This window comes from Mammaliicoccus sp. F-M27, assembly GCF_022387115.1.
GTDB classification, from domain to species: Bacteria; Bacillota; Bacilli; order Staphylococcales; family Staphylococcaceae; genus Mammaliicoccus; species Mammaliicoccus vitulinus.
In genome coordinates this window covers 42,144-63,794 of the sequence record NZ_JAJNIE010000003.1, presented here as the reverse complement: position 1 = coordinate 63,794, position 21,651 = coordinate 42,144, and the positions used below count along the sequence as shown (strand labels likewise).

Genomic DNA, 21,651 nt, shown 5'->3' with positions numbered 1-21,651 from the left:
TTTGACCCAAATTATAAAGGAAGAACATATACAGTTAAGAGAAAAAGTTGCTAATTGGGAAGAAAGTATTCAAGTGGCAGCAGCACCATTATTGCAAGAAGGTTATTTTAATGATGATTATGTCAAATCAATGATCAAAAGTGTGCATGATATGGGACCTTACATTGTCATTGCACCAGAAATTGCCATTGCGCATGCGAGACCGAATGACAATGTTCATAAAGTAGGATTAAGCTTATTGAAGCTAGAAGAGCATATTAACTTTTCGGATAACAGTCATTACGCATCATTAGTATTCGTATTAAGTGCGATCGATAATGAAGCGCATCTCGAAATTTTAAAAAAACTGGCAACGATATTAAGCGATAAAGAAACAGTTGCGTCACTTATTTTGGCAAATAGTAAATCAGAAATTATAAATATATTTAAGGAGAATGATTAATATGAAAATTTTAGTAGTTTGTGGACATGGTTTAGGAAGTAGTTTCATGGTAGAAATGAATGCACAAGAAGCGTTGAAAAATTTACAAGCGCCATCCGATGTTAAAGTTGAACATAGCGACATTATGTCAGCAAGCCCTGATATGGCAGATATCTTTATTTGTGGGAGAGATTTAGAAGAAAATGCTCAAAGATTAGGTGAAGTAATCGTTTTAGATAACATTTTAGACAAAGAAGAATTGCAAAATAAACTTGAAGAAAAATTAAAAGCACTGAACATTTTATAAACGAAGGAGAGACACCATCATGAATTCAATACTAGGATTTTTTGTAGATGTTTTTAGTCAACCTGCTATACTAGTAGCACTTATTGCATTAATTGGTTTAATTGTACAGAAAAAATCAGCAGCAGATATTACATCAGGTACCATTAAAACAATATTAGGCTTTCTTGTATTAAGTGCTGGAGCAGGCGTTGTTACAGATTCATTAGAACCATTCGGAAAAATGTTTCAAGAAGCATTTGGTGTTCAAGGGGTCGTTCCGAATAACGAAGCCATTATTTCAATTGCTTTAAAAGATTATGGAACTACAGCAGCTTTAATTATGATGTTCGGGATGTTAGTTAATATATTGATCGCAAGATTTACAAATTTAAAATATATCTTCTTAACAGGTCATCACACATTTTATATGGCGGCTTTTCTAGCAATACTGTTAACAGTAGGTAATATAACAGGTACAATGACAGTCGTTGTAGGTTCAATTATTTTAGGACTTATTATGGCAGTTTTACCAGCACTTGGACAATCAACAATGAAAAAAATCACTGGCTCTGATCAAGTAGCAATCGGTCATTTTGGAACAGTAAGTTACTGGGCAGCAGGTGAAATAGGTAAATTATTTTCTGGGAAATCAAAATCAACAGAAGATATTAAGTTTCCTAAAGGTTTAAGCTTTTTAAGAGAAAGTACAATAAGTATTTCATTAACAATGATCGTACTTTATGTGATTGCTGCATTATTTGCGGGACCAACCTTTGTACATACAGAATTAAGTGACGGTACAAACTTTATCGTGTTCTCCGTTATTCAAGGTGTCACATTCGCAGCAGGTGTATTTATTATTTTAACAGGTGTAAGACTGATTTTAGCTGAAATCGTACCAGCATTTAAAGGTATTTCAGAGAAACTTGTACCAAATACGAAACCAGCATTAGACTGCCCAATCGTATTCCCATACGCACAAAACGCGGTGTTAATAGGCTTTTTCGTAAGTTTCGTAACAGGTGTTATCGGAATGCTAATCATGTTCTTAATAGGAGGCGTCGTCATTTTACCAGGCGTCGTACCACACTTTTTCTTAGGAGCAACAGCAGGCGTGTTCGGTAACGCAAGAGGTGGTATAAAAGGTGCAATAGCAGGATCAGCCTTAAATGGTATTTTAGTGACATTCTTACCACTATTACTACTGCCATTTATGGGAGATTTAGGCGCAGCATCCACTACATTCTCAGATACAGACTTCTTAGCAGTAGGAATCGTTATAGGATATATAGCGAAATTCTTAGGACTTGCCGGTGTCATTGCAATCATCATCATTATCGGCGTGTTGGGCGTGTTATTACAAAGATGTTCAAATCAAAAAGTAGCAGAAGAAAAATAAATAAAACAAAGCACTTCGAAATCAGTCGAAGTGCTTTTTGTATGGAGGGATTTAAGGTGAGTAGTAATGTTCTTAATAAATTTTTGAGTTAATAGATACAAGTAATGTTATTTCTTTTTAATAAATCGACTTCTTTATGTGATAAATTGTAATCAGTGACTATAGTATCTATATCGTGTAAAGATAGGCTTTTATGAAGGTATTTATTGTGAAATTTATCCTCCGTGACTAGTAAAACTAAATGTTTTGAGTTTTGTCTAAAGGCCTGTTTAATAAATGCTTCACCTTCAGTCGTTTCTGTAGCACCTTTCTCTAAATCAAATCCTCTACAAGAAACAAATGATATGTCAGCATTATAGGTTAAAGCATCATTAAATGCCTTAGATCCATTAATTGTATTTCTTTTTTTTACAACTGTTCCTCCTAAAATATTGATTTGGGCATCAGTAAATTCTGATAAAAGTGAAGCTGTAAGAACACCATTAGTGATGATTTGTAAACCTTCAAATTTAGATAACATTTTAATAAGATGTAACGTAGTAGTACTTGAATCTAAAAATATTACCATGTCATCATTGATTAAGTCCTTAGCTTTTTCAGCAATTTTATGTTTATCATCTTGTTCATTAAAATTAATTATTTTCATCAAATAGGGTAGGTCTATTTTTTGATTATCTATAATCATTGCACCACCCCGTGTTCTTCTAACTAATCCCTTCTTTTCTAATTCAATTAAGTCTCTTTTTACTGTAGCTTCACTATATTTTACTAAATCAATCAAATCTTGAGTCCTAGCAAATTGAACAATTTTTAAATGGTTAATTATAATTTGTTGACGTTCTTCTATAACTTTAAGCATAAAACAGACCGCCTTTATATGTTATTACTTATATAAAATTCCTTTTCCTACAGTATTCAATAAATTCATTTTATATTCAACTACTTCCTTTAACTTTGAATTTGCTCTTGGATAAACTTCATTTGGTTCATACATTTTTTTGTTTTCGATTAAAGTATTTCTAACTTCATCGAAGAAAACACTTTTTAAATCCGAGCTTAAATTAACTTTGCCTACTCCATAAATTACCGATTCACGTACTTCTTCATCGGGATTACCTGAACCACCGTGTAGAACTATTGGTATAGAGAGTCTGGAATTAATTTCTTTTAATAAATCAATATTTAATTTCGGTTTTTTACCTTTAGGATATAATCCATGAGACGTACCGATTGCCACAGCTAAAGTATCAATATTAGTCTCTTTAACAAAGTATTCAGCTTGGTCTGGATCAGTAAATATTATCTCGTCAGTACCACCTTCAGCAGAACCATTATTCCCAATTGTTCCTAATTCTGCCTCGACTGAAACTCCAACATTATGTGCTAATTCAACAACTTTTTTAGTTATAGATATATTATCTTCAAAGGATTTCGTTGAAGCATCAATCATAACTGACGTATAACCGTTTTTAATAGCTCTAGTAACATCGAATAATGTGCCTCCATGATCCAAGTGAATTACAACAGGAACTTTACTATTCAGCGCATAACTTTTTATAACAGAAACGAAGTGATCTCCTAGATACTCAATTTCATCAGGGTGTATCTCTAGAATAACAGGGGCGTTAAGTCTCTCTACTTCTTCCATAATAGATTTCAGCATGTCAAAACTACATATATTAAAAGCGGGAACAGCAAATTGATGTTCATTCGCAACTTTTAGTAAATCTTTCATATTATATAACATTATATCTCCACCTTATTTTTAATAATTTAACTAGATTTTATCTCTTGTCTAATTGTGATTTTTTTCTTTAGTAAACCCACTGATAACGCTGTGACAACTGTTCCACTAATAATTGCAATAGTATATATGAACAAATGATTAATCACATTGGGGATAAACATTATCCAAATACCGCCATGAGGAGCTAGAGATGTTATACCTGCACCCATAGATATTGCAGCTGCTGTTGCAGAGCCTAATATTAGACTAGGTATGACTCTGAGCGGATCGGCAACGGCAAATGGTATCGCACCTTCAGTAATATATGAAGCACCTAGAACCCAACAAGACTTACCTGAAGCTCTTTCCTCTATAGTAAATTTGTTTTTAAATAATAGAGTTGCTAAGGCTAAACCTAGAGGTGGTGTCATACCTGCTACCATACATGCTGCTATGGGTGCAGTAACACCAGCTGACATTAATCCAATCGAAAATGTGGAAACAGATTTATTAATTGGTCCACCCATATCTGCAGCCATCATTGCGCCAATTAGTAATCCGAATAAAATTCCTGATGATTGTCCTAAACTGTTAAGCCAATGAGTTAATGTTTCAAGCAACCATGAAATAGGTGTATTAATGAGAAAAATCATAGCAAGTCCAACTATTAAAATAGAAACTAATGGTACTATAATTAGATGATAAAGTGCCGAAATAGATTTAGGTATTTTAACTTTATTAGCTAAAGCATTAGTTACATAACCTGCTAATAAACCACTAATCATTCCGCCCAAAAATCCTGAACCATCAACAGTTGCTAGAGTACCAGCAACTAAACCAGGGGCAAAGCCAGCTCTCCCAGCAATTGAAGACGCTATACCTGCAGACAATGCTGGAACCATTAATTGAAAGGCAGTATCACCACCAATTTTTGATAGAGCAGCAGCGAATCTGTTATATGAATCTGAATCAGGATTAGATGCATTTATTCCAAATGCAAAGCTAATAGCTATTAAAATTCCACCAGCTATAACAAAAGGCAGCATATAATTTACACCATTCATAAAATGGTTATATATTCCGGTTTTACTTTTAGAATCGCGATCGCCATTATCATTTTCTATATATATTACGTCAACATTATTCAAACCATCTTCTATAAGGTTTTCAGGATCTTTAATAGCATTTGCAGTTGAAGTCTTTTTGATACTCATTCCGCGGAACCTACTTAAATCGATATCTTTATCAATTGCTAATATGATTAAATCGGCATTATTAATTTCTTCTTGAGTTAAAATATTATCAATTTTAGATCCTTGGGTTTCAATTTTTATATTATGTCCAAGTTTTGTTGCTGTATTACTTAATTTTTCTGCAGCCATATAAGTATGAGCAATCCCTGTAGGACATGCTGTAATACCAACTATATTCATAATATTCCTCCTATACAGATAAAATTTTAACTATTTCATCCGGTTGTTCAGCATTTTTGATATATTGACGAAATTCTGAATCCATTAACAATCTAGCTAATTCACTTAATAAATCCAGATGTGAGTTATGAGCATTAATGGGTAATGCAATGAGAAATACTGTGTTTATTTTTGTGTCATCTAATGCTTTATAATCATCCAACTCAGAAGTCTTTGCAAAAGTAATTATGGGTTTATTTATATATTTTGTTTTCGTGTGAGGTATACCAAATCCATCTTCAATTCCCGTTGAAATGATTTTTTCCCGTTTGTATAAATCTTTTAGAAACTTTTTCTTGTTTTTTAAATAACCTTTTTCGTTCAATATTTCTGTAAGTGAATTAAATAGTTCATCTTTTGTAGTGATTGATTTATCAAAAATAAAAGTATTTTTATCAATAAGTTCAACTAGTGTCATATATAACACCTCCTATACCAATTTGTAAGCGCTTACTTATTGTTTATAATCATACCATATAATTCATACTATTCAATAATTTGAATGATTTATGTCATATAACATATATTTAAGTACAAAAAATTAGTTTTAATGACCGAAATCGTTCAAATTAAAATGTAGTATAAGTTATATGTGAAAAACAGGTTATTGTAGCTAAACTTAGGCCCTTAATCCAAGAGACGTCGCGCCCACTCATCTCAAGTTCTAAAGTACAATCCACCTTATTTCTTACTAAAAGCATAAGCATTTAATTGGCAAGTTAAATTCTTATGGTGGTATAGTGTTACTTCATAAGGAGGATTTATTAAAATGAATGAAAAATACGAACCTTTATTTAAGTCTTTAAAATTACCTAATGGTGTAGAAGTTAGAAACAGATTTGTCTTAGCACCTTTAACGCACGTATCTTCAAATGAAGATGGTACAATTTCTGACATTGAAATACCATATATAGAAAAACGTTCTAAAGATGTAGGAATATCTATTTCTGCAGCAAGTTATGTTGAACCTCTTGGACAAGCTTTTCCAGGGCAACCTTCAGTATCTAAAGAAGAAGATCTTCCAGGATTAACGAAACAAGCTGAAGTGATGAAGAAAAATGGTGCGAAAGCTTTAATCCAAATTCATCACGGTGGTGCAATGTCATTACCAGGTTTAACGCCTACTGGTGAAGTGGCTGCTCCAAGTGAAGTTGAAGTAAGAGGCTTCGGTCAAAAAGAACCACATGTAGCCCGTGCATTAACTGTTGAAGAAATAGAACATTCAATTGAATCATTTGCTAATGCTACTAAAATAGCAATTGAAGCAGGTTTCGATGGTGTTGAAATTCATGGTGCTAACCATTACTTAATTCACCAATTCTTCTCCCCTTATTACAATCGAAGAGAAGATACATGGGGAGACCACTTGAAATATCCATTAGCAGTTATTGATGCTGTTACTAAAGTCGTACGTGAACATGCTTCACCAGACTTTATTGTAGGATATCGTTTTTCTCCTGAAGAAGTAGAATCTCCAGGTATCTCTATGGAATTAACTGAAAAACTCGTTAAAACATTGTCAGAACAACCAATCGATTATTTACATGTATCATTAATGGATATCCACTCAACAACAAGAGAAGGACAGTACAAAGGTGAACAACGTGTGAAATTATTATTAGATTGGATTAACGGACGTGTGCCTTTAATTGGTATCGGATCAATCTTTACAGCAGACGATGCATTAGCAGCTTATGAAACAGGTTCACCGCTAATTGCATTAGGAAGAGAATTATTACTTGATCATCAATTTGTTGCAAAAATTGAACAAGGTAAAGAAGATGAAATCATTTCAGTTTTCGATCCAGAAAGAACAGATAAACATGATTTACCAGAACCATTATGGAAACAGTTCAACGCAGGATTTTATCCATTACCAAGAACTGACGAAAAAGCATCAAACACTAAGTAAGAATTGAAAATAAGAATACAGCTAAAAGTTACCATAAAGTCGAATCGACTTTATGGTAGCTTTTTTATTATGAGTAGAGTCAAACACCATATAACTACACATATTTCACATTATGTTAAACTGAATTTTATATAGCTTTTATTTTAAATGAGGTGTTAAGCGTGAATCAAGATAAGCTTAAAGAACAGGTTGCGCATGAAGCGGTTAATGATATTCAAGATGGTATGGTAGTTGGATTAGGTACTGGTTCGACGATGTATTATGCGATTCAAAGGCTAGGTGAACGTGTTAAAGATGACTTAAATATAAAAGGGATTCCTACTTCTGAACAGACGGCTAAATGGGCTCAGCAGTATGGTATTCCACTTACTGATTTTTCTGAAGTGAGTCATTTAGATATTGTGATTGACGGTGCTGATGAAATAGATGGCAACTTGCAATTGATTAAAGGTGGGGGTGGCGCGCTTTTACGTGAGAAAATTGTAGCTAATGCCACTGATCAATTTATCGTTATTGTTGATGAATCTAAATATGTTAAGACGCTAGGTAAGTTTAAATTACCTGTTGAAGTGGTTCCTTTTGGATGGGAAGTGGCGGCTCGTGAAATTGAAGCGCTAGGTTGTGATACTACTTTAAGAGTGGGTAAAGATGGTACATTCTTAACCGACAACGGTCATTATATTTTAGATTGTGATTTTAAAGAGATTCATAACCCTGAAAAGTTAAATCGAGATTTAATTTCTATTATTGGTGTAGTAGAGACAGGTTTATTTATTAACATGGTTCAAAAAGTACTTATCAGTTATTCAAATCCTGAAAAAATTATAGCATTAAATAATTAATAATGAGTTCATAGTAGTTAATAAACAGTTAATGGTTTAATGACCACATAGCACATACACTTAAGTTATCAACTAAAGAGGAGATGTGTGATATGAATTTAACGAAAACTACATTTGGAGCATTTGCGCTCACTACTACGTTATTATTAGGTGCTTGTGGAAATGGCGATATGAACAAAGATGAAAAGATGGACAATAAAAGTGAAATGAAAGATAAAGACATGAATAAAGACAACATGAAAGATCAAGATATGATGAAGTCTGGCATGTTTAAATCTATGAATGATGAAATGGTAAAAGGGAAAGCAACTATTAAAGATCATAAATTGATGCTTACAGATTTTAAATCGTCTAAAGGACCTGACTTACATGTTTACTTAACGAAAGATGGGGACGTTGAAAAAGGCATGGAAATCGATAAAGTCGATTATAACAAGATGGAACAAACTTTTGATTTAAAAGATATGGATACATCTAAATATAATGAAGTTACGATTTATTGTAAAAAGGCACATGTCATATTTGGAAGTGCTAAATTAAAATAAATTCAATTGCTAAGGGGAATTCAGAAAGTCTGGGTTTCCCTTAAACTTTATTTAAAGGAGTATGCCATGAAGAAAATATTTCAAATCTTATGTTTAATTGTTCGATTTATAAGTGGCTTTATTATTTTAATGCAAGGTTATGAAAAAATAACTGGAGGATTTCGTTTAGAAGGATTAACAAAAGTCATTGCTCAAAACGAAGACTCACCGACAAGGTATAAGCAGTTTTTTGAGCATATCATTGCACCATATACGACAATATGGGAATGGGTGATTCCGCTCGGAGAAATCATGATTGGACTAGCGCTAATCCTTGGTTTCTTACAGTATTATGCAGCACTTTTTGGTATATTTATAATGATAAATTACATTTTAGCTGATATGATTTTTACGTATCCTATGCAGCTTATAGGTTTTATCATAATTGCGTTAAATGTGGAGCGTTTACGTAATATGTCATTGCACGCAGTTTACAAAATGTTTATGAAAAAGGAAGCAGGATAGATAATATGGCGAATATTTTAATAGTAGATGACGAACAAGATATTTTAGATATTTGTAAGACGTACTTCGAATACGAAGGCCATCAAGTCGTAACAGCATCGAATGGACAACAAGCTATCGATCGCATGAAGGATAATATCGATTTGATCATTTTAGATATTATGATGCCTGAGAAAAATGGCTATGATGTGGTTAAAGAAATGAAAGCTCAACAATTATATATTCCGTTTATATATTTAACAGCTAAAACACAAGAACACGACACGATATATGCGTTGACCTTAGGCGCTGACGATTATATTAAGAAACCATTTAGCCCGCGTGAACTCGTGTTAAGAGCGCATAACTTATTAAATCGTACTCAAAAATATAACAAACAAGCATATTTAACTTTTGGTTCATTACAATTATGCAAACAAGAAAAGATTATTCAGATTGATGGGCAAGATATTGCGTTAAGAGTGAAAGAATTTGATTTGCTTTGGTATTTGGCAGAACACGAAAAAATGGTCATATCCAAATCAGAACTTTTAGAAAAATATGGGGCTATGACTATTATGAAGATACGAACACTGTAAACGTACATATTCGTCGCATAAGAGAAAAGTTAGAACAACAAAATTATAATGAGTATGTCATTAAGACGGTATGGGGGCTTGGATATAAATTTGAAAGGGCGAAGTAGATGTTAACAATTAGAACGCAAATCATGACTGCTTTTATAAGTAGTATCGTATTAACGACACTTATTTTAGCATTTGCATATAAGTGGATGTGGTTCGATGCAAACACGACATTGTTGCTCACAGTAAGCGCGATTATCTCAAGTTGCCTTACGACATTTATATGTATTTTGTTTATTAATCCGTTAGTTAAACGTATAAGGCTCATGAATAAACAAACTAAATTGATTGTTAAAGGAAATTATAATGAAAAGAAATTAAAAATAGATAGTCCGAAAGAAATGAAAGAACTAAGTGATTCATTTAATACGATGGCACACAATATAGAAGCACAAATTGAACAAGTGAAACATGAACAATTGGAAAAAAGTGAACTGGTACAAAATTTAACACATGATTTAAAAACACCTTTAGCAAGTATCGCTTCTTATGCAGAAGGTTTGAAAGAAGGTATTATTACTAACTCCGATGAACAACAAAAAGCTTATGATGTCTTAATTAAGCAAGCGCAACGCATATCATTTATGTTCGATGAATTAACAAGTGTAATGGAACTCAATACAAATCACTCTAAAAATTATAAACTTGAAACGATATATTTAGACAAACTTTTTGTGACGATTTTACAATCTTACGAACGACAATTATCGAATGAAAATCGAACAATAGATGTACAACTATGCGAAGAAATCACGTCGATCACACAATATAGAATACCTCTGGAACGAATTTTAATAAATATTATCGACAATGCATTCAAGTTTACACAGTTAGGTTCAAGAATAGAAATTAAAGTAAGGAAAGAAGCGGATGGGTTTGTTTGTATCGCTGTTTCAGACGATGGACCAGGTATAGCTGATAAACATTTAAAGCGTATCTTTGATAGAACGTATCGTGTAGAAGCATCAAGAAATAAAGATACAGGAGGCTCTGGTTTAGGTCTTTATATAGCTAAAAATCTCGCATATCAAATGGATGGACAGCTAGAAGTTGAAAGTAAAGTAGATGTAGGTACAACATTTTATTTGAAAGTACCAATGAAATAATGACGAGTAGAAATCTTCATCAGAAACGCACAATAACTTCTGAGTCTTCGTGCGTTTTATCCAGAATTTACCAGAAACGCACGATATCTTCTGAGTCTTCGTGCGCTTTGACCGTAACAATCATTCAAAATCGTAATATTTAATATGAAAAGAACTCTTCACTAGGCGATGACCTAATGAAGAGTTCTTTAATTTTGAGTTTAGGTATTTATGTACCAGACTCATTCCTATATATCATGTGGAGCCTGACTTGATAAAATCAAGGTCTCTATATATCATGTGGAGCCTGACATGATAATATCAAGGTCTCTATATATCATGTGGAGCCTGACATGATATATAGCCAGCTCTCTTTAATGTTCCAACAACCAAGACGGTAAATGCTCTACACCTCATATTTACAGATCATTTATGACTTTATAACGTTAAATAAGTTATGCCATTTTTTTATTACTTCATCTTGTGAATATTTTTGTGCTTCAATGATGCTGGCAGATCTGAATGATTTTTGAAGTTCTGGATTATTTAAGAAAGTCTTAACAGTTTCGTATAGTTTATCTTCGTCATTTTTAGGAACGAGATAGCCATTTTTATCATTTATAATGAGTTCGCTCGGTCCATATGCAATGTCGTAACTAATAGCAGGCAGACCATTTGAAAGGGATTCGAGTAAAGCTAATGAAAATCCTTCCATATTACTTGTGATGAGGCTGACATGTGACGAATGCATTTCACTCGTTAAATCAGGAATAAATCCTCGGAATTTTACGTTATCTTCTAAATTTAATGTGTTAACTAGGTCTTCTAGTTTCTTTTGCTCTTTGCCAAAACCAAATAAATGTAATTCGATTTGGTCGAAGTCTTCTTTTAATTTACTCACGAGTCGAATTTGATGATCGAGTTGTTTTTCTGGTGAATATCTTGCAATAGACATTAACTTTATAGGTCCTTTTGGTAACGTTTGAACATCGGGTAATGTTGAATGCTCAGTATATCCAACAGGGATATTAAATACTGGTATTGATGAATGAATAAGGCGTTCAATATCCAATTTTTGTTGTTTTGTAGATACGATGATACCTGAAAATCGATTTAAATTTGAAAATACGGATTTATAAATATTTTTAGTGTCTGATCCTTCAATATCATCATTATTTTTAACGTGCGTACTATGCAAAACAGAGACGACAGGTATTTTAGAATCTGTTAATAAAAACGGTGGGGACGTGAATCCCGTTTTGTCACTAAAAAATAAATCGCCATCTTTATATAAATTTTCATAGAAAAAGGCGGCTAATTCGTTTTTATTATCGAAAGTATAATCTCTATTATGAAAGTTATTAAGCATAATTCTCGTGATGCGCTCTTTTTCAGCTTCAGGATCATAATAAATTTCCAATTTAACGTCACCTTTTGGCGTTAAATAAGATTCATAAACAGTCTTTTCTTTCGTCGTTAAATATTTGATGCGACTCAAGAATCCTCGTGAATCATAATGTTCTCTTTTAATTTTTCTCCCTTTAGAATCGATATAATTTAGGTAATTTAAATATTTGTATTCGGAATCATGAAAACTGGCATATATAATTCTAGTGCCATTCGAAAATACACGAACATCATGTGTGTTGGGGATATATTTAATTTCATATTGTTGTTCGTATTTCCAATATTCAATCCAGTCTTTAATCGTATTAATGTGAATATGTCTTGCTTCTTGGAAGAAGTCAAACATAGAAAATATATTATTGTTAATGCCAAAGATTTTTGAGTGTTTATGTAAATGAGGGTTCCAAGAAAGTGTTATAATGTGTGAATCAATTTTATTTGAATGAAATAATTTAAATCTGTTTATAACTGATTTTTCAATGCCTGTTAGTTTGTTGCCAAGATTATTAACTAAAAAATAATTCATGAATATACCACCCATCTAGTAAAGTCTTATATATATATAATATAGCTTATTTTAAAAGAAAATGTTAGACAGTCATGCCTAAGTTATAAAATCTATATCTCATATATAGTCGTCAATATAGTTAAATTCTTGCTATAATACATATATTGTTATAAATAATATTAAGAATTATTTAAATGGGGAAAATCAATGAATATCAATAAATTTTGGGAAGATTATGATCCAATATCAAAGCATCAGTATAAACACGTATTATGGCAATCAATACTGCTCACTGTTATATGCATGGGAACATATACATCAATAGGGTTAGCGAGTAATTGGTTTGTACTTGTTCTTGGCATAGTACTACTATTTTTGCTGATGTATTTATTGTTAAAGTTTCAATTTAACTTGATTAAGCATAAGTCTATTGAAAAAAAGCATCTCTTATATGCACTAATAGCTGCATCCATATCCCTTGCAATATACTGGTCGATTTCAGCAATTATAGGTCAACCACATAATCAAATGGATGTGTATGATGACTTAAATACTTATCCACTTTATGTATCTATCATCATATTTGTGATTTTAGGACCGATTTTTGAAGAATTGATATTTAGAGGGTTTATATTAAAAGGAATGTTCAAAGGCCATTTGTTGTTAGGTTTAATTGTATCCAGTATTTTGTTTGGACTTATTCACGGACCAGCAAGCTTTGGAGAATTTACGATATATCTTGCGTTAGGTTTAATATTTGGAGGGTTATATTTAATCACCAATCGAATCGAAATAGCAATGATTTGTCACGGATTAAACAATTTAGTACATATCGTAATATTTTTGGCGTTTTATAATTAAAGGAATACGAAAAAAGGTCTAACAGCGGAGTGGGTTAGATCTCAGACTGTCGACAACGTCACTTAAAGTGAACTTGTTGGCAGTTTTTTTGTTGAGCCTCAATTAAAACTTTGAGTTCAGCGTTCTATTTGAATAAGATGGTTAGTAATCTTAGACATTGCGTGTATTTGGGCTAGGGATGGGGGATTTTAGACTTCTCTTGGATTAACTGTGGACTGAACTTGGAAATGATCATTTAATAATGTACACTTTTGATTGTTTAAGTATGTACAAAAATGTCTTGGATTAACTGTGGACTTAACTCACGACATGAGCAATGTCTGTACTGAACCCAAAAATATGAACTTTTTCAGTAAAATATTTAAATGAAACATGTAAAAAAGACAAAAAACAAACCAAACGTTTGTACACGTTTGGTTTGTCCACAATCTGAGGTCTAACCGTAGAGTTGGTTAAACCTTTTTTCTACTTAGCCATTTTCATTGCTAAGTCTTTTACTGTTGTTGTATTGAGTTCTTCTATGATTTTTAAATCTACGTTAGTATAAATTTCATCTAATGCAGTTTGTATATTTTTACCGATTACGCAATCTGGGTTTGTATCTTGGTGTATTTTAGCGAAATGATCTTCTTCTTGTATAAGACAGTATACGTCTCCTAAAGCGATTTGATCGGCTGCCTTGGATAGTTTATAACCTGATTTACCTTGTTGGCTTTCTATTAAATTGCCATTTCTTAAATATTTACATATTTTTCTTACGAGTGTAGGATTGCTGTTTATGCTACCTGCTATAAATTTACTTGAAATTGGTTCTTCGTTGATTGATAGCAATGAAAGTATATGAATTGCAACCGATATTTGTGTGTTCACGCTTTATCACCTCTTGGATTCATTATTTATTATAACTTTGAGAGATGATAATTGCGATAGGAAATAGGAATTATTTTGAAACGACTGAAATTCTTTCTTGTATGTGTGTACCTTCAGTTGCTTCATCTATTAATGCAATCGCATAATCGGCATAGCTGATTTTACTTTCGCCTTTACTATTTAAAGTGAATTGTTCACCAGCTAAAATATAGTCTCCAGTTCTTTTGCCGTCAGCTATAAATTCAGCTGCTGGGCTTATAAACGTCCAACGTACATCATCTCTCTTACGAAGTTCATCAAGCGCTTTACCTTGGCTTGTTGCAAGTGGTTTAAATGCTTCAGGGAAGTCAGCTGTGTTATACAGTTGTGTTTCTAATTGATCATCAACATATAAACTACCAGCGCCGCCAACTACAATCAATCTTGTGTTTGTGTGAGCTAAAATATCACTTAAATGTTGTATTGTGTCTTGATGTAAATGAAGTTTATCTTCTCTAAATTCACCAAAAGCATCAACAACGACATCAAATGGTGCTAAATCTTCAGTTGTTAAGTCAAAAATATCTTTAATAATTGATTGGGGTGCAACTGTCTTATTTTCTTTACGCACAATTGCTGTAACATCTAAGCCTCTATTTACGGCTTCTTCTGTAATGAGTTTACCTGATTTACCATTTGCTGCGATTACGCCTATTTTCATTTTAAAAAGACCTCAATTGTATTTAATTTAGATACAAGTAAAGTATAATATGCTTGTGTCAGTTTGTCAAAAAATATTTACTCATAAAAAAATGCTATGTGGGGAATCCACATAGCATAAGAGAGCGTATATTAAATTTTACCACCAGTTGTTAGCTTGACGGAATTCAATTGCAGCTTCAACAGAACCATAGCGTTCTTTAGCATAGTTAATCATGCCTTTAGTTTGTTCTGCAACACTACCAGTACCCCAAGCTTCTTTTGTTTGACCAAGACCTCTATAGCCTAGTTCATTAACCGCATTTGGGTTACCACTTGATTCAGGCATTACGATATTATCCCATAATGCTTTTGTTCCACCAGCAGCGATAAATTCTTTGTACACTTCGCTAGTATTTGATGTACCAGTTGATTCAGCTGTTTGAGTTGGTTGTGCAGTTTGTGTAGTTGTATAGTTATAGTTTGTATTTTGATTTGTATATTCACTTGCATCTGCTTGAGCTCCAAAACCAGAAGCGATAATTCCTGCTGCAGCTGTTGTTGCAAATAATAATTTTTTCATAATTAAATTTCCTCCATATGCAATAAATAGCATTTATATATTTTCTTTCTTGATTACTTTATACACTTTAACATCAATTTTGATATCATAGGTTACAGTAGAATAAAAAAGAAATGTCTTTTATGACAATCATATTAAAAAGATAATAGACTTATGACAACTTGAAATTTAAAGCGTTTTAAGTAGCTTTTTTAAAATAAATAAAAATCGAGGTATGACTTATGGAAAAAATTAAATTAAAAATGTTAAGAAATAACTTAGACAATATTCCTCAATTTGATTTACCGTATGGATACGCTATTAGAATGTTTAAAGAAGGCGATGAACTCAACTGGGCTAAAATTGAAACAGCAGCCGAAGAATTTCAATCAATTGATGAAGCACTGGAAAGATTTGAAAGAGAATTCGGTATTAATATAGAAGAAATGAAATTGAGATGCCTTTTTATAGAGAATGAAAAAGGAGAAGCAGTAGGTACAACAACAGCATGGTTTGGTGATTTAGATAGCAATAGACAACAATTAGGTAGAATACATTTTGTTGCAATTAAACCAGCATACCAAGGAAAGAAACTATCGAAGCCATTATTAAGTGCTGCACTGAACAAAATGGTAGAGCTCGGACATGAACAAGTATATTTAACAACACAAACTACAAGCTATCCAGCCATAAATATGTATTTAAATTATGGATTTCTACCATATGATATAGACGGCAAAGATCAAAAAGGCTGGATGATGATGGCAGAAGTATTAGACCGGAAACTAGGGGAGAAGTAGAGAGAATAGTGTGAGTGAGGGTGTAGATGATATATAGGGGCGGGGTGAATTTATCAAGTCACGGTCCACATGATAAATAGAGGCATTGAATTTATCAAGTCAGGGTCCACATGATAAATAGCGCCGTTGAATTTATCAAGTCAGGCTCCACATGATAAATAGCGTCTCAAAAAATAAAAAAACAAAAAACAGCCTATACCTTTTTTCCCGAGGTATAGGCTGCTCTATTATAAATCAGTATTATTTGTCTGATTTAGATTTTTTAGTCCATTCTTTTACTTTATCTTGGTTATCATCTACCCATTTTTCTGCTGCTTTTTTAGGTGATGTACCATCTTGGATATCTAACATAACAGATTCCATATCTTTTGTAGTCCAGTTGAAGTTATCTAATGTTTCATATGCTTTTGGACTATCTTTTTTCAAGTCTTTACGAGCCATTGTATTAATATGTTCTGCTTTACCGAATGAGCCTTTAGGGTCTTTCAAGTATTTTAGATCATATTTTTGGAATTTCCAGTGTGGAGACCAACCAGTCACAACAATGTCGTCACCTTTTTTCATTGCTTGGCCTAATGTTGTAGCCATAGCGCCTGATGAAGATGTTTCAACTTTCCATCCGTCTAATTTATAATCTTTTACTGCTTTTTCAGATGCTTTAACAACACCAGCACCTGGTTCGATACCGATGATTTTCTTGCCAGCTTGATCTTTTAAGTCAGCAATTGAATCGCCATCGAAGTCTTTGTTTACAACTAGACCAATTTTAGCACCTTCAAGGTTTGGACCTAAATCATCAAGTTTTTTCTTATGTTTTTTATATAAATCTCCGTGAGTTCCTGGTAACCAAGCACTAACCATTGCGTCTGTTTCACCAGATGAAACGGATTCCCACATTACTGCGTTATCTAAAGGTGTAATTTCAACGTTATAACCTTCATCTTCTAATACTTTTTGCATTACATGAGTTGAAGCAATTTCTGAATCCCATTCAACGTATGATAAGTTTATATCTTTTTTACCTAAGTCTCCATCTTCACTTGAGCCGCCATTACCACAAGCTGCTAATACTAAAGCTAAAGAAAGAGCTAGTACGAGTACACGCCATTTGTTCTTCATTATAATTCCTCCTAGATTATTTGTTTTTTGATGATTGAGTAAAGCGGTCGATAATGATTGCAAGAATAACGATACTTAAACCTGCTACGAAACCTGAACCTACTTCTGCACGTTGTAGAGAACTTAAGACATCTCTACCTAAACCTGGTGCGCCAATCATTGATGCTATTACAACCATTGATAAAGCTAACATGACAGTTTGGTTTACACCGGCCATGATAGAGGCTTTAGCAAGAGGGAGTTGTACTTTAATTAATTTTTGCATGGAAGTAGTACCAAATGCATCACTAGCTTCTATTAATTCTGCAGAAATTTGTCTTATACCTAAGTTCGTTAAACGAATAGTAGGTGGTGTAGCAAATATAATAGATGCGAATACACCTGGAACCATTCCTATACCGAAAAATGCTACGGCAGGAATTAAATATACGAATGCAGGCATTGTCTGCATAAAGTCTAAAATCGGTTTCATAACGGCTTGGAAACGATCACTTTTAGACATCAATATTCCAAGCGGGATACCGATGATAACGGATAATAAACTACTGATGATTACTAGCGTCATCGTATTAAGTAGTTGATCCCATAAATCTTGATTATAAATAAAGAATAAACCTACACCAACTAAAATCGGTGCAATAATCTTCCTATTCATTACAAAGAAAGCTAATACCATGATGATAATGATAAATACGAAAGGATGTAGCAACTCTAATAAAGATATGATGAATTGCATTATGCTACCTAGGTACGTCTTAATTGGATCGAAAATAAAGCTGAATGTATTTGTTAACCATTCTACAAATGAGTTAGCCCAATCTGACAAAGGTAATATTGGTAACATATTAAGCATGACCCATCACCTCATTCCCTTGTGCTAATACATCGAACACATCTTGGAAGTTAAGTTTTCCGACCACTTTGTCGTCTTTTTTAATCCAAAGTTCGTGAATACCGGATTTGAAGTGTGGGAATGTTTTATAGAGTAATGATTCAGCATCTATAAATGACATGCCTTCTACTAATTCTACATTTTCAACAGTATCCATAACATGTTTTACTTTTAACACTTTAGAACGATCGATGTCTTTAACGAAATCTTTAACATAGTCGTCAGCAGGATTAATGACAATCTGTTCAGGTGTGCCAACTTGTGCGATTTCTCCATCTTTCATTAAGGCAATTCTATCGCCAATATGAAGCGCTTCATCTAAATCATGTGTAATGAAAATAATCGTTTTTTGCATATTATGTTGTAATTGCAAAAGTTCGTTTTGCATTTCTTTACGAATAAGTGGATCTAATGCTGAGAAGGCTTCATCCATTAACAAAATATCTGTATCGTTAGCTAGCGCTCTTGCTAAACCAACACGTTGTTGCATCCCGCCAGATAATTGTTTAGGAAGTTGATCTTTATAACCATCAAGTCCTACTAACTTTAATGATTCTTCTGCCTTTTTCAAACGTTCCTTTTTCGGTACGTTCTTTACTTCTAATCCAAAAGCTACATTTTCAACAACAGTTTTGAAGGGGAATAAAGCGAAACTTTGGAAAACCATGCTTAAGTTTTCACGTCTAAAGTTACGTAAATCTTCAGTGTTTAATGATGAAATGTTTTTTGAATTAATTAAGATATCGCCATCAGTGGGGTCTATTAAACGGTTAATCAAACGGATAAGTGTTGATTTCCCACTCCCGGAAAGACCCATGACTACAAATATCTCGCCATCTTCAATCGTGAAGTTAGCGTTTTTGACAGCTACTGTTGAACCAGTTTCTTTAAGGATTTCGTCTTTAGATTTATTATCCTTTAAAAGCGTTTTAACTTGGTCATTGTAATTGCCAAAAACTTTTGAAACGTCTTTAATTTCTATTTTGCTCAAAATAACCAGTCCCTATTTGTTTATTGACTTATATTACGCTATCATAACAAAATTTAATAGTCAAATTAGTCTTGTGCAATCTTTTGCTTTAAAAGTATAATTCTTATGAGTGAATTTTGAGTATAAGCAATTAGTTTTTGTAAATATAGGGTGTGATTTGTTACCGTCAATAACGTAAAGAAAGCGCTTATTCCAATGAAAAATGTCGAGATTCTTCATATTTAAAATAAGCGCTTAAAAATTGATTGTTATCACAAGAAAAATTTTTCAAAACTTTTTTCTTAAAATCATTTTGTCATATAATATTAAGTTGTCATAAAGTCTCCACCATTAATGTGGATGACTTGTCCTGTTACGTAAGTGGAATCTTGTGATGCTAAATAAACATATGCCGGGGCATTCTCACTTGGTTGACCTCGTCTACCTAGTGGCGTTCCTGATCCAGCGTTTTCTACTTTGTCTTTATCGAAAGTTGCTGGAATCAATGGTGTATATATTGGGCCAGGTGCGACTGCGTTCACGCGAATGCCTTTATCAGCTAATGAAGTCGCAAGAGAACGCGTGAATGAGACAATGGCACCTTTAGTCGCAGAATAATCAATGAGATGTGCCGAACCACGATATGCCGTCACACTTGTCGTATTAATAATGACATCTCCCTTATTTAAATGGGGCAATGCAGCTTGTGATAGATAAAACATACCGAAAAAGTTCGTTTCAAACGTTTCTTGTAGCTGGTCTTTCGTAATATCTTCGAAATGATCTTGTGGATGTTGAATACCACCGTTGTTAACTAATATATTGAGTTGACCAAAGTCTGCGATGACTTTGTCTACAAGTTCTTGAGCATGATTGTCTTTTTTTAAGTCATGTTTATAGGCTTTTGCTTTAACGCCGATTTCTTCAAGTCTTGCCAATGCATATTTGTCATCTTTATCTTCATCGTAATAAGCGATGGCAACATTTGCACCTTCTTTAGCAAAAAGGATAGCAGTTGCTTCACCAATTCCGGAATCTCCACCAGTAACAAGTGCTACTTTTCCTTTTAATTTACCGCCAGCTTTATAATCTTCATCTTCAATAATAGGTTTTGGTTCCATTTCATGTTCTATACCAGGTTGTACCTGTTGCGTATAACCTTCTATTTCTTCATGCTTTTTTTCGAATTTGTCTTTCATAAAATTACCCACCTTTATAGTCATACTTATATTATTTATTACCCGAATATAGAAATATGAAACGATTTACACTGCGGGCACGCTTATTAAAATGTACTTAAAATGGCGTAAGTACTTTCGATATAGGGGGTGGATAACTGATGCTTTTGACTAAGGTTATATATATAACCTTGAATATATTGTGTTTCTAAAGGTCGCGCATTCATCATGTCATAATACATGCTAGTCCCCATGTCATCAGGGTATCCTTCATAAATTTTCATAATGCTTTCTTCTAAATCATCATCAAAATGTATATTTTCAGCTTCAGCAACACGTTTACCTTCAACTAATAAGTTATAACAAAGTGTTTTCACTTCATTAGACTTTAGTACGACTGCAGGTTGTCGCGTCAATGCTGTTACAGTGTTAATACCTAAATTAACAATGAGCTTGTACCACACATGCTCGGGATAATCTTCAAGACACTCGATATTGAGTAAACTGTCTTGCGTAACGGCTTGAAGATCAAGTGTGTTGTTATCGAGAGGGAGCTTTAAAGTCCAATCTCTAAAATGCGTGACGCTATTTTTATCTTTTTGTCCACTGATATAAACAACTGCATGATATTTATAAGGATGATTAATTTTTTGTAGCTGTCCATAGCCATTTTGAGTTAAAATAATAACACTGTTTGAGTGTATGACATTGTTAAGGTATGGGATGATTGAATCGAGTTGGGTCGTCTTGACGGCAATAAATAAAATATCAACTTGTTCATGAGCATCTTGCAGGGCATGAACAGTAAATTCATGTTGCGCACTATGATTGTATTCTTGGAAGCAAACGGTAGAATTTGATCTTCCAAATAGCGCAACGTTATGACCAGATTGATTTAATGCATATGCGATAGCTGTGCCAACTGCACCAGGACCGATTATTCCAAACTTTTTCATTTATTATTTTCCTTTCAATGTTAATATATACATAA

At 33.2% G+C, this 21,651-nt stretch carries 23 protein-coding genes and 1 pseudogene; 11 read left to right on the top strand and 13 right to left on the bottom strand.

The features are described from left to right. Position 1 precedes the first annotated feature (1 nt). The 3 genes from LQ598_RS04775 to LQ598_RS04765 are packed head-to-tail and all read left to right on the top strand — an operon-like array spanning position 2 to position 2,106. A complete protein-coding gene (locus tag LQ598_RS04775; protein ID WP_103322873.1) occupies positions 2–442 on the top strand; it encodes a PTS sugar transporter subunit IIA in 441 nt (146 codons plus the stop codon). A 1-nt stretch (position 443) separates the two neighbouring features. After that, complete coding sequence (locus LQ598_RS04770; RefSeq protein ID WP_103322872.1) at positions 444–728, top strand: PTS sugar transporter subunit IIB; 285 nt, start codon at positions 444–446, stop codon at positions 726–728. Between the two features lie 19 nt (positions 729–747). Next, the gene (locus LQ598_RS04765) at positions 748–2,106 is read left to right on the top strand and encodes a PTS ascorbate transporter subunit IIC (RefSeq protein ID WP_239745325.1); all 1,359 of its coding nucleotides are present in this window, start codon (positions 748–750) and stop codon (positions 2,104–2,106) included. A gap of 88 nt (positions 2,107–2,194) precedes the next feature. Here LQ598_RS04765 and LQ598_RS04760 read toward each other — a convergent pair whose 3' ends face one another. From LQ598_RS04760 to LQ598_RS04745, 4 genes are read right to left on the bottom strand one after another with little or no spacing between them, the layout of a single operon-like run. Then, positions 2,195–2,965: a DeoR/GlpR family DNA-binding transcription regulator gene (locus tag LQ598_RS04760; protein WP_107556762.1), complete on the bottom strand. Its 771-nt coding sequence runs from the start codon at positions 2,963–2,965 to the stop codon at positions 2,195–2,197. A gap of 24 nt (positions 2,966–2,989) precedes the next feature. Next, on the bottom strand, positions 2,990–3,853 hold the full coding sequence (locus tag LQ598_RS04755; protein ID WP_192978137.1) for a ketose-bisphosphate aldolase: 864 nt from the start codon (positions 3,851–3,853) through the stop codon (positions 2,990–2,992). Between the two features lie 26 nt (positions 3,854–3,879). Next, positions 3,880–5,265 (bottom strand): PTS fructose transporter subunit IIC, encoded by a 1,386-nt coding sequence (locus tag LQ598_RS04750; RefSeq protein WP_107556763.1) that lies wholly within the window; start codon positions 5,263–5,265, stop codon positions 3,880–3,882. Positions 5,266–5,275: 10 nt separating this feature from the next. Next, a complete protein-coding gene (locus LQ598_RS04745) occupies positions 5,276–5,722 on the bottom strand; it encodes a PTS sugar transporter subunit IIA (RefSeq protein WP_107537126.1) in 447 nt (148 codons plus the stop codon). Between the two features lie 351 nt (positions 5,723–6,073). Between LQ598_RS04745 and LQ598_RS04740 the strand changes: the two genes are divergently transcribed. From LQ598_RS04740 to LQ598_RS04715, 6 genes and pseudogenes are all read left to right on the top strand, one after another. Then, positions 6,074–7,216: an NADH-dependent flavin oxidoreductase gene (locus tag LQ598_RS04740; RefSeq protein ID WP_192978136.1), complete on the top strand. Its 1,143-nt coding sequence runs from the start codon at positions 6,074–6,076 to the stop codon at positions 7,214–7,216. A gap of 161 nt (positions 7,217–7,377) precedes the next feature. Beyond that, on the top strand, positions 7,378–8,058 hold the full coding sequence (gene rpiA / locus LQ598_RS04735; protein ID WP_345773314.1) for a ribose-5-phosphate isomerase RpiA: 681 nt from the start codon (positions 7,378–7,380) through the stop codon (positions 8,056–8,058). A gap of 92 nt (positions 8,059–8,150) precedes the next feature. After that, a complete protein-coding gene (locus LQ598_RS04730) occupies positions 8,151–8,603 on the top strand; it encodes a DM13 domain-containing protein (RefSeq protein WP_192978135.1) in 453 nt (150 codons plus the stop codon). 66 nt (positions 8,604–8,669) lie between these two features. Beyond that, the gene (locus LQ598_RS04725; RefSeq protein ID WP_107559139.1) at positions 8,670–9,107 is read left to right on the top strand and encodes a DoxX family protein; all 438 of its coding nucleotides are present in this window, start codon (positions 8,670–8,672) and stop codon (positions 9,105–9,107) included. Positions 9,108–9,112: 5 nt separating this feature from the next. Next, positions 9,113–9,792: pseudogene (locus tag LQ598_RS04720) on the top strand (response regulator transcription factor). Continuing rightward, entirely contained in the window at positions 9,793–10,836 is a 1,044-nt protein-coding gene (locus LQ598_RS04715; protein ID WP_239745324.1) for a HAMP domain-containing sensor histidine kinase, read from the top strand. It begins immediately after the preceding pseudogene. 409 nt (positions 10,837–11,245) lie between these two features. Here LQ598_RS04715 and LQ598_RS04710 read toward each other — a convergent pair whose 3' ends face one another. Continuing rightward, entirely contained in the window at positions 11,246–12,748 is a 1,503-nt protein-coding gene (locus tag LQ598_RS04710) for a glycosyltransferase (protein WP_239745323.1), read from the bottom strand. Positions 12,749–12,937: 189 nt separating this feature from the next. Between LQ598_RS04710 and LQ598_RS04705 the strand changes: the two genes are divergently transcribed. Next, positions 12,938–13,591: a CPBP family intramembrane glutamic endopeptidase gene (locus LQ598_RS04705; RefSeq protein ID WP_192978134.1), complete on the top strand. Its 654-nt coding sequence runs from the start codon at positions 12,938–12,940 to the stop codon at positions 13,589–13,591. A gap of 465 nt (positions 13,592–14,056) precedes the next feature. On the opposite strand, the gene LQ598_RS04700 is transcribed toward LQ598_RS04705, so the two are convergent. The 3 genes from LQ598_RS04700 to LQ598_RS04690 all read right to left on the bottom strand — a co-directional run bounded on the left by LQ598_RS04700 (position 14,057) and on the right by LQ598_RS04690 (position 15,722). Then, the gene (locus LQ598_RS04700; protein WP_107559136.1) at positions 14,057–14,461 is read right to left on the bottom strand and encodes an Rrf2 family transcriptional regulator; all 405 of its coding nucleotides are present in this window, start codon (positions 14,459–14,461) and stop codon (positions 14,057–14,059) included. Positions 14,462–14,531: 70 nt separating this feature from the next. Next, positions 14,532–15,161, bottom strand: a complete 630-nt coding sequence (locus tag LQ598_RS04695; RefSeq protein WP_107559135.1) for an NAD(P)-dependent oxidoreductase — start codon at positions 15,159–15,161, stop codon at positions 14,532–14,534. Positions 15,162–15,299: 138 nt separating this feature from the next. Further along, complete coding sequence (locus LQ598_RS04690; protein ID WP_107559134.1) at positions 15,300–15,722, bottom strand: aggregation-promoting factor C-terminal-like domain-containing protein; 423 nt, start codon at positions 15,720–15,722, stop codon at positions 15,300–15,302. 221 nt (positions 15,723–15,943) lie between these two features. Here LQ598_RS04690 and LQ598_RS04685 point away from each other — a divergent pair, with 221 nt between their 5' ends. Then, positions 15,944–16,501 carry a GNAT family N-acetyltransferase gene (locus LQ598_RS04685; RefSeq protein WP_192978359.1) on the top strand — a complete coding sequence of 186 codons (558 nt, stop codon included), beginning with the start codon at positions 15,944–15,946 and terminating at the stop codon, positions 16,499–16,501. A gap of 240 nt (positions 16,502–16,741) precedes the next feature. Here the strand turns inward: LQ598_RS04685 and LQ598_RS04680 are convergent, their stop codons facing one another. From LQ598_RS04680 to LQ598_RS04660, 5 genes are all read right to left on the bottom strand, one after another. Next, positions 16,742–17,620 carry a glycine betaine ABC transporter substrate-binding protein gene (locus LQ598_RS04680; RefSeq protein ID WP_107559132.1) on the bottom strand — a complete coding sequence of 293 codons (879 nt, stop codon included), beginning with the start codon at positions 17,618–17,620 and terminating at the stop codon, positions 16,742–16,744. 16 nt (positions 17,621–17,636) lie between these two features. Continuing rightward, positions 17,637–18,473 (bottom strand): ABC transporter permease, encoded by an 837-nt coding sequence (locus tag LQ598_RS04675; RefSeq protein WP_016911258.1) that lies wholly within the window; start codon positions 18,471–18,473, stop codon positions 17,637–17,639. Then, the gene (locus LQ598_RS04670) at positions 18,466–19,503 is read right to left on the bottom strand and encodes a quaternary amine ABC transporter ATP-binding protein (RefSeq protein ID WP_107556765.1); all 1,038 of its coding nucleotides are present in this window, start codon (positions 19,501–19,503) and stop codon (positions 18,466–18,468) included. The genes LQ598_RS04675 and LQ598_RS04670 overlap by 8 nt, the downstream gene beginning before the upstream one ends. Positions 19,504–19,808: 305 nt before the next feature. After that, complete coding sequence (locus LQ598_RS04665) at positions 19,809–20,681, bottom strand: SDR family oxidoreductase (RefSeq protein WP_239745322.1); 873 nt, start codon at positions 20,679–20,681, stop codon at positions 19,809–19,811. A gap of 86 nt (positions 20,682–20,767) precedes the next feature. Beyond that, positions 20,768–21,616 (bottom strand): oxidoreductase, encoded by an 849-nt coding sequence (locus tag LQ598_RS04660; RefSeq protein ID WP_239745321.1) that lies wholly within the window; start codon positions 21,614–21,616, stop codon positions 20,768–20,770. Between the last annotated feature and the right edge of the window lie 35 nt (positions 21,617–21,651).

Excerpts from the sequence above, each read along its gene's own strand:
- LQ598_RS04740 (WP_192978136.1), top strand. The coding sequence starts at position 6,074 with ATGAATGAAAAATACGAACCTTTATTTAAGTCTTTAAAATTACCTAAT.
- LQ598_RS04760 (WP_107556762.1), bottom strand. The coding sequence starts at position 2,965 with ATGCTTAAAGTTATAGAAGAACGTCAACAAATTATAATTAACCATTTA.
- LQ598_RS04750 (WP_107556763.1), bottom strand. The coding sequence starts at position 5,265 with ATGAATATAGTTGGTATTACAGCATGTCCTACAGGGATTGCTCATACT.
- LQ598_RS04695 (WP_107559135.1), bottom strand. The coding sequence starts at position 15,161 with ATGAAAATAGGCGTAATCGCAGCAAATGGTAAATCAGGTAAACTCATT.
- LQ598_RS04675 (WP_016911258.1), bottom strand. The coding sequence starts at position 18,473 with ATGCTTAATATGTTACCAATATTACCTTTGTCAGATTGGGCTAACTCA.
- LQ598_RS04745 (WP_107537126.1), bottom strand. The coding sequence starts at position 5,722 with ATGACACTAGTTGAACTTATTGATAAAAATACTTTTATTTTTGATAAA.
- LQ598_RS04710 (WP_239745323.1), bottom strand. The coding sequence starts at position 12,748 with ATGAATTATTTTTTAGTTAATAATCTTGGCAACAAACTAACAGGCATT.
- LQ598_RS04715 (WP_239745324.1), top strand. The coding sequence starts at position 9,793 with ATGTTAACAATTAGAACGCAAATCATGACTGCTTTTATAAGTAGTATC.
- LQ598_RS04660 (WP_239745321.1), bottom strand. The coding sequence starts at position 21,616 with ATGAAAAAGTTTGGAATAATCGGTCCTGGTGCAGTTGGCACAGCTATC.
- LQ598_RS04665 (WP_239745322.1), bottom strand. The coding sequence starts at position 20,681 with ATGAAAGACAAATTCGAAAAAAAGCATGAAGAAATAGAAGGTTATACG.
- LQ598_RS04705 (WP_192978134.1), top strand. The coding sequence starts at position 12,938 with ATGAATATCAATAAATTTTGGGAAGATTATGATCCAATATCAAAGCAT.
- LQ598_RS04730 (WP_192978135.1), top strand. The coding sequence starts at position 8,151 with ATGAATTTAACGAAAACTACATTTGGAGCATTTGCGCTCACTACTACG.
- LQ598_RS04690 (WP_107559134.1), bottom strand. The coding sequence starts at position 15,722 with ATGAAAAAATTATTATTTGCAACAACAGCTGCAGCAGGAATTATCGCT.
- LQ598_RS04765 (WP_239745325.1), top strand. The coding sequence starts at position 748 with ATGAATTCAATACTAGGATTTTTTGTAGATGTTTTTAGTCAACCTGCT.
- LQ598_RS04680 (WP_107559132.1), bottom strand. The coding sequence starts at position 17,620 with ATGAAGAACAAATGGCGTGTACTCGTACTAGCTCTTTCTTTAGCTTTA.
- LQ598_RS04725 (WP_107559139.1), top strand. The coding sequence starts at position 8,670 with ATGAAGAAAATATTTCAAATCTTATGTTTAATTGTTCGATTTATAAGT.
- LQ598_RS04685 (WP_192978359.1), top strand. The coding sequence starts at position 15,944 with ATGGAAAAAATTAAATTAAAAATGTTAAGAAATAACTTAGACAATATT.
- LQ598_RS04770 (WP_103322872.1), top strand. The coding sequence starts at position 444 with ATGAAAATTTTAGTAGTTTGTGGACATGGTTTAGGAAGTAGTTTCATG.
- LQ598_RS04755 (WP_192978137.1), bottom strand. The coding sequence starts at position 3,853 with ATGTTATATAATATGAAAGATTTACTAAAAGTTGCGAATGAACATCAA.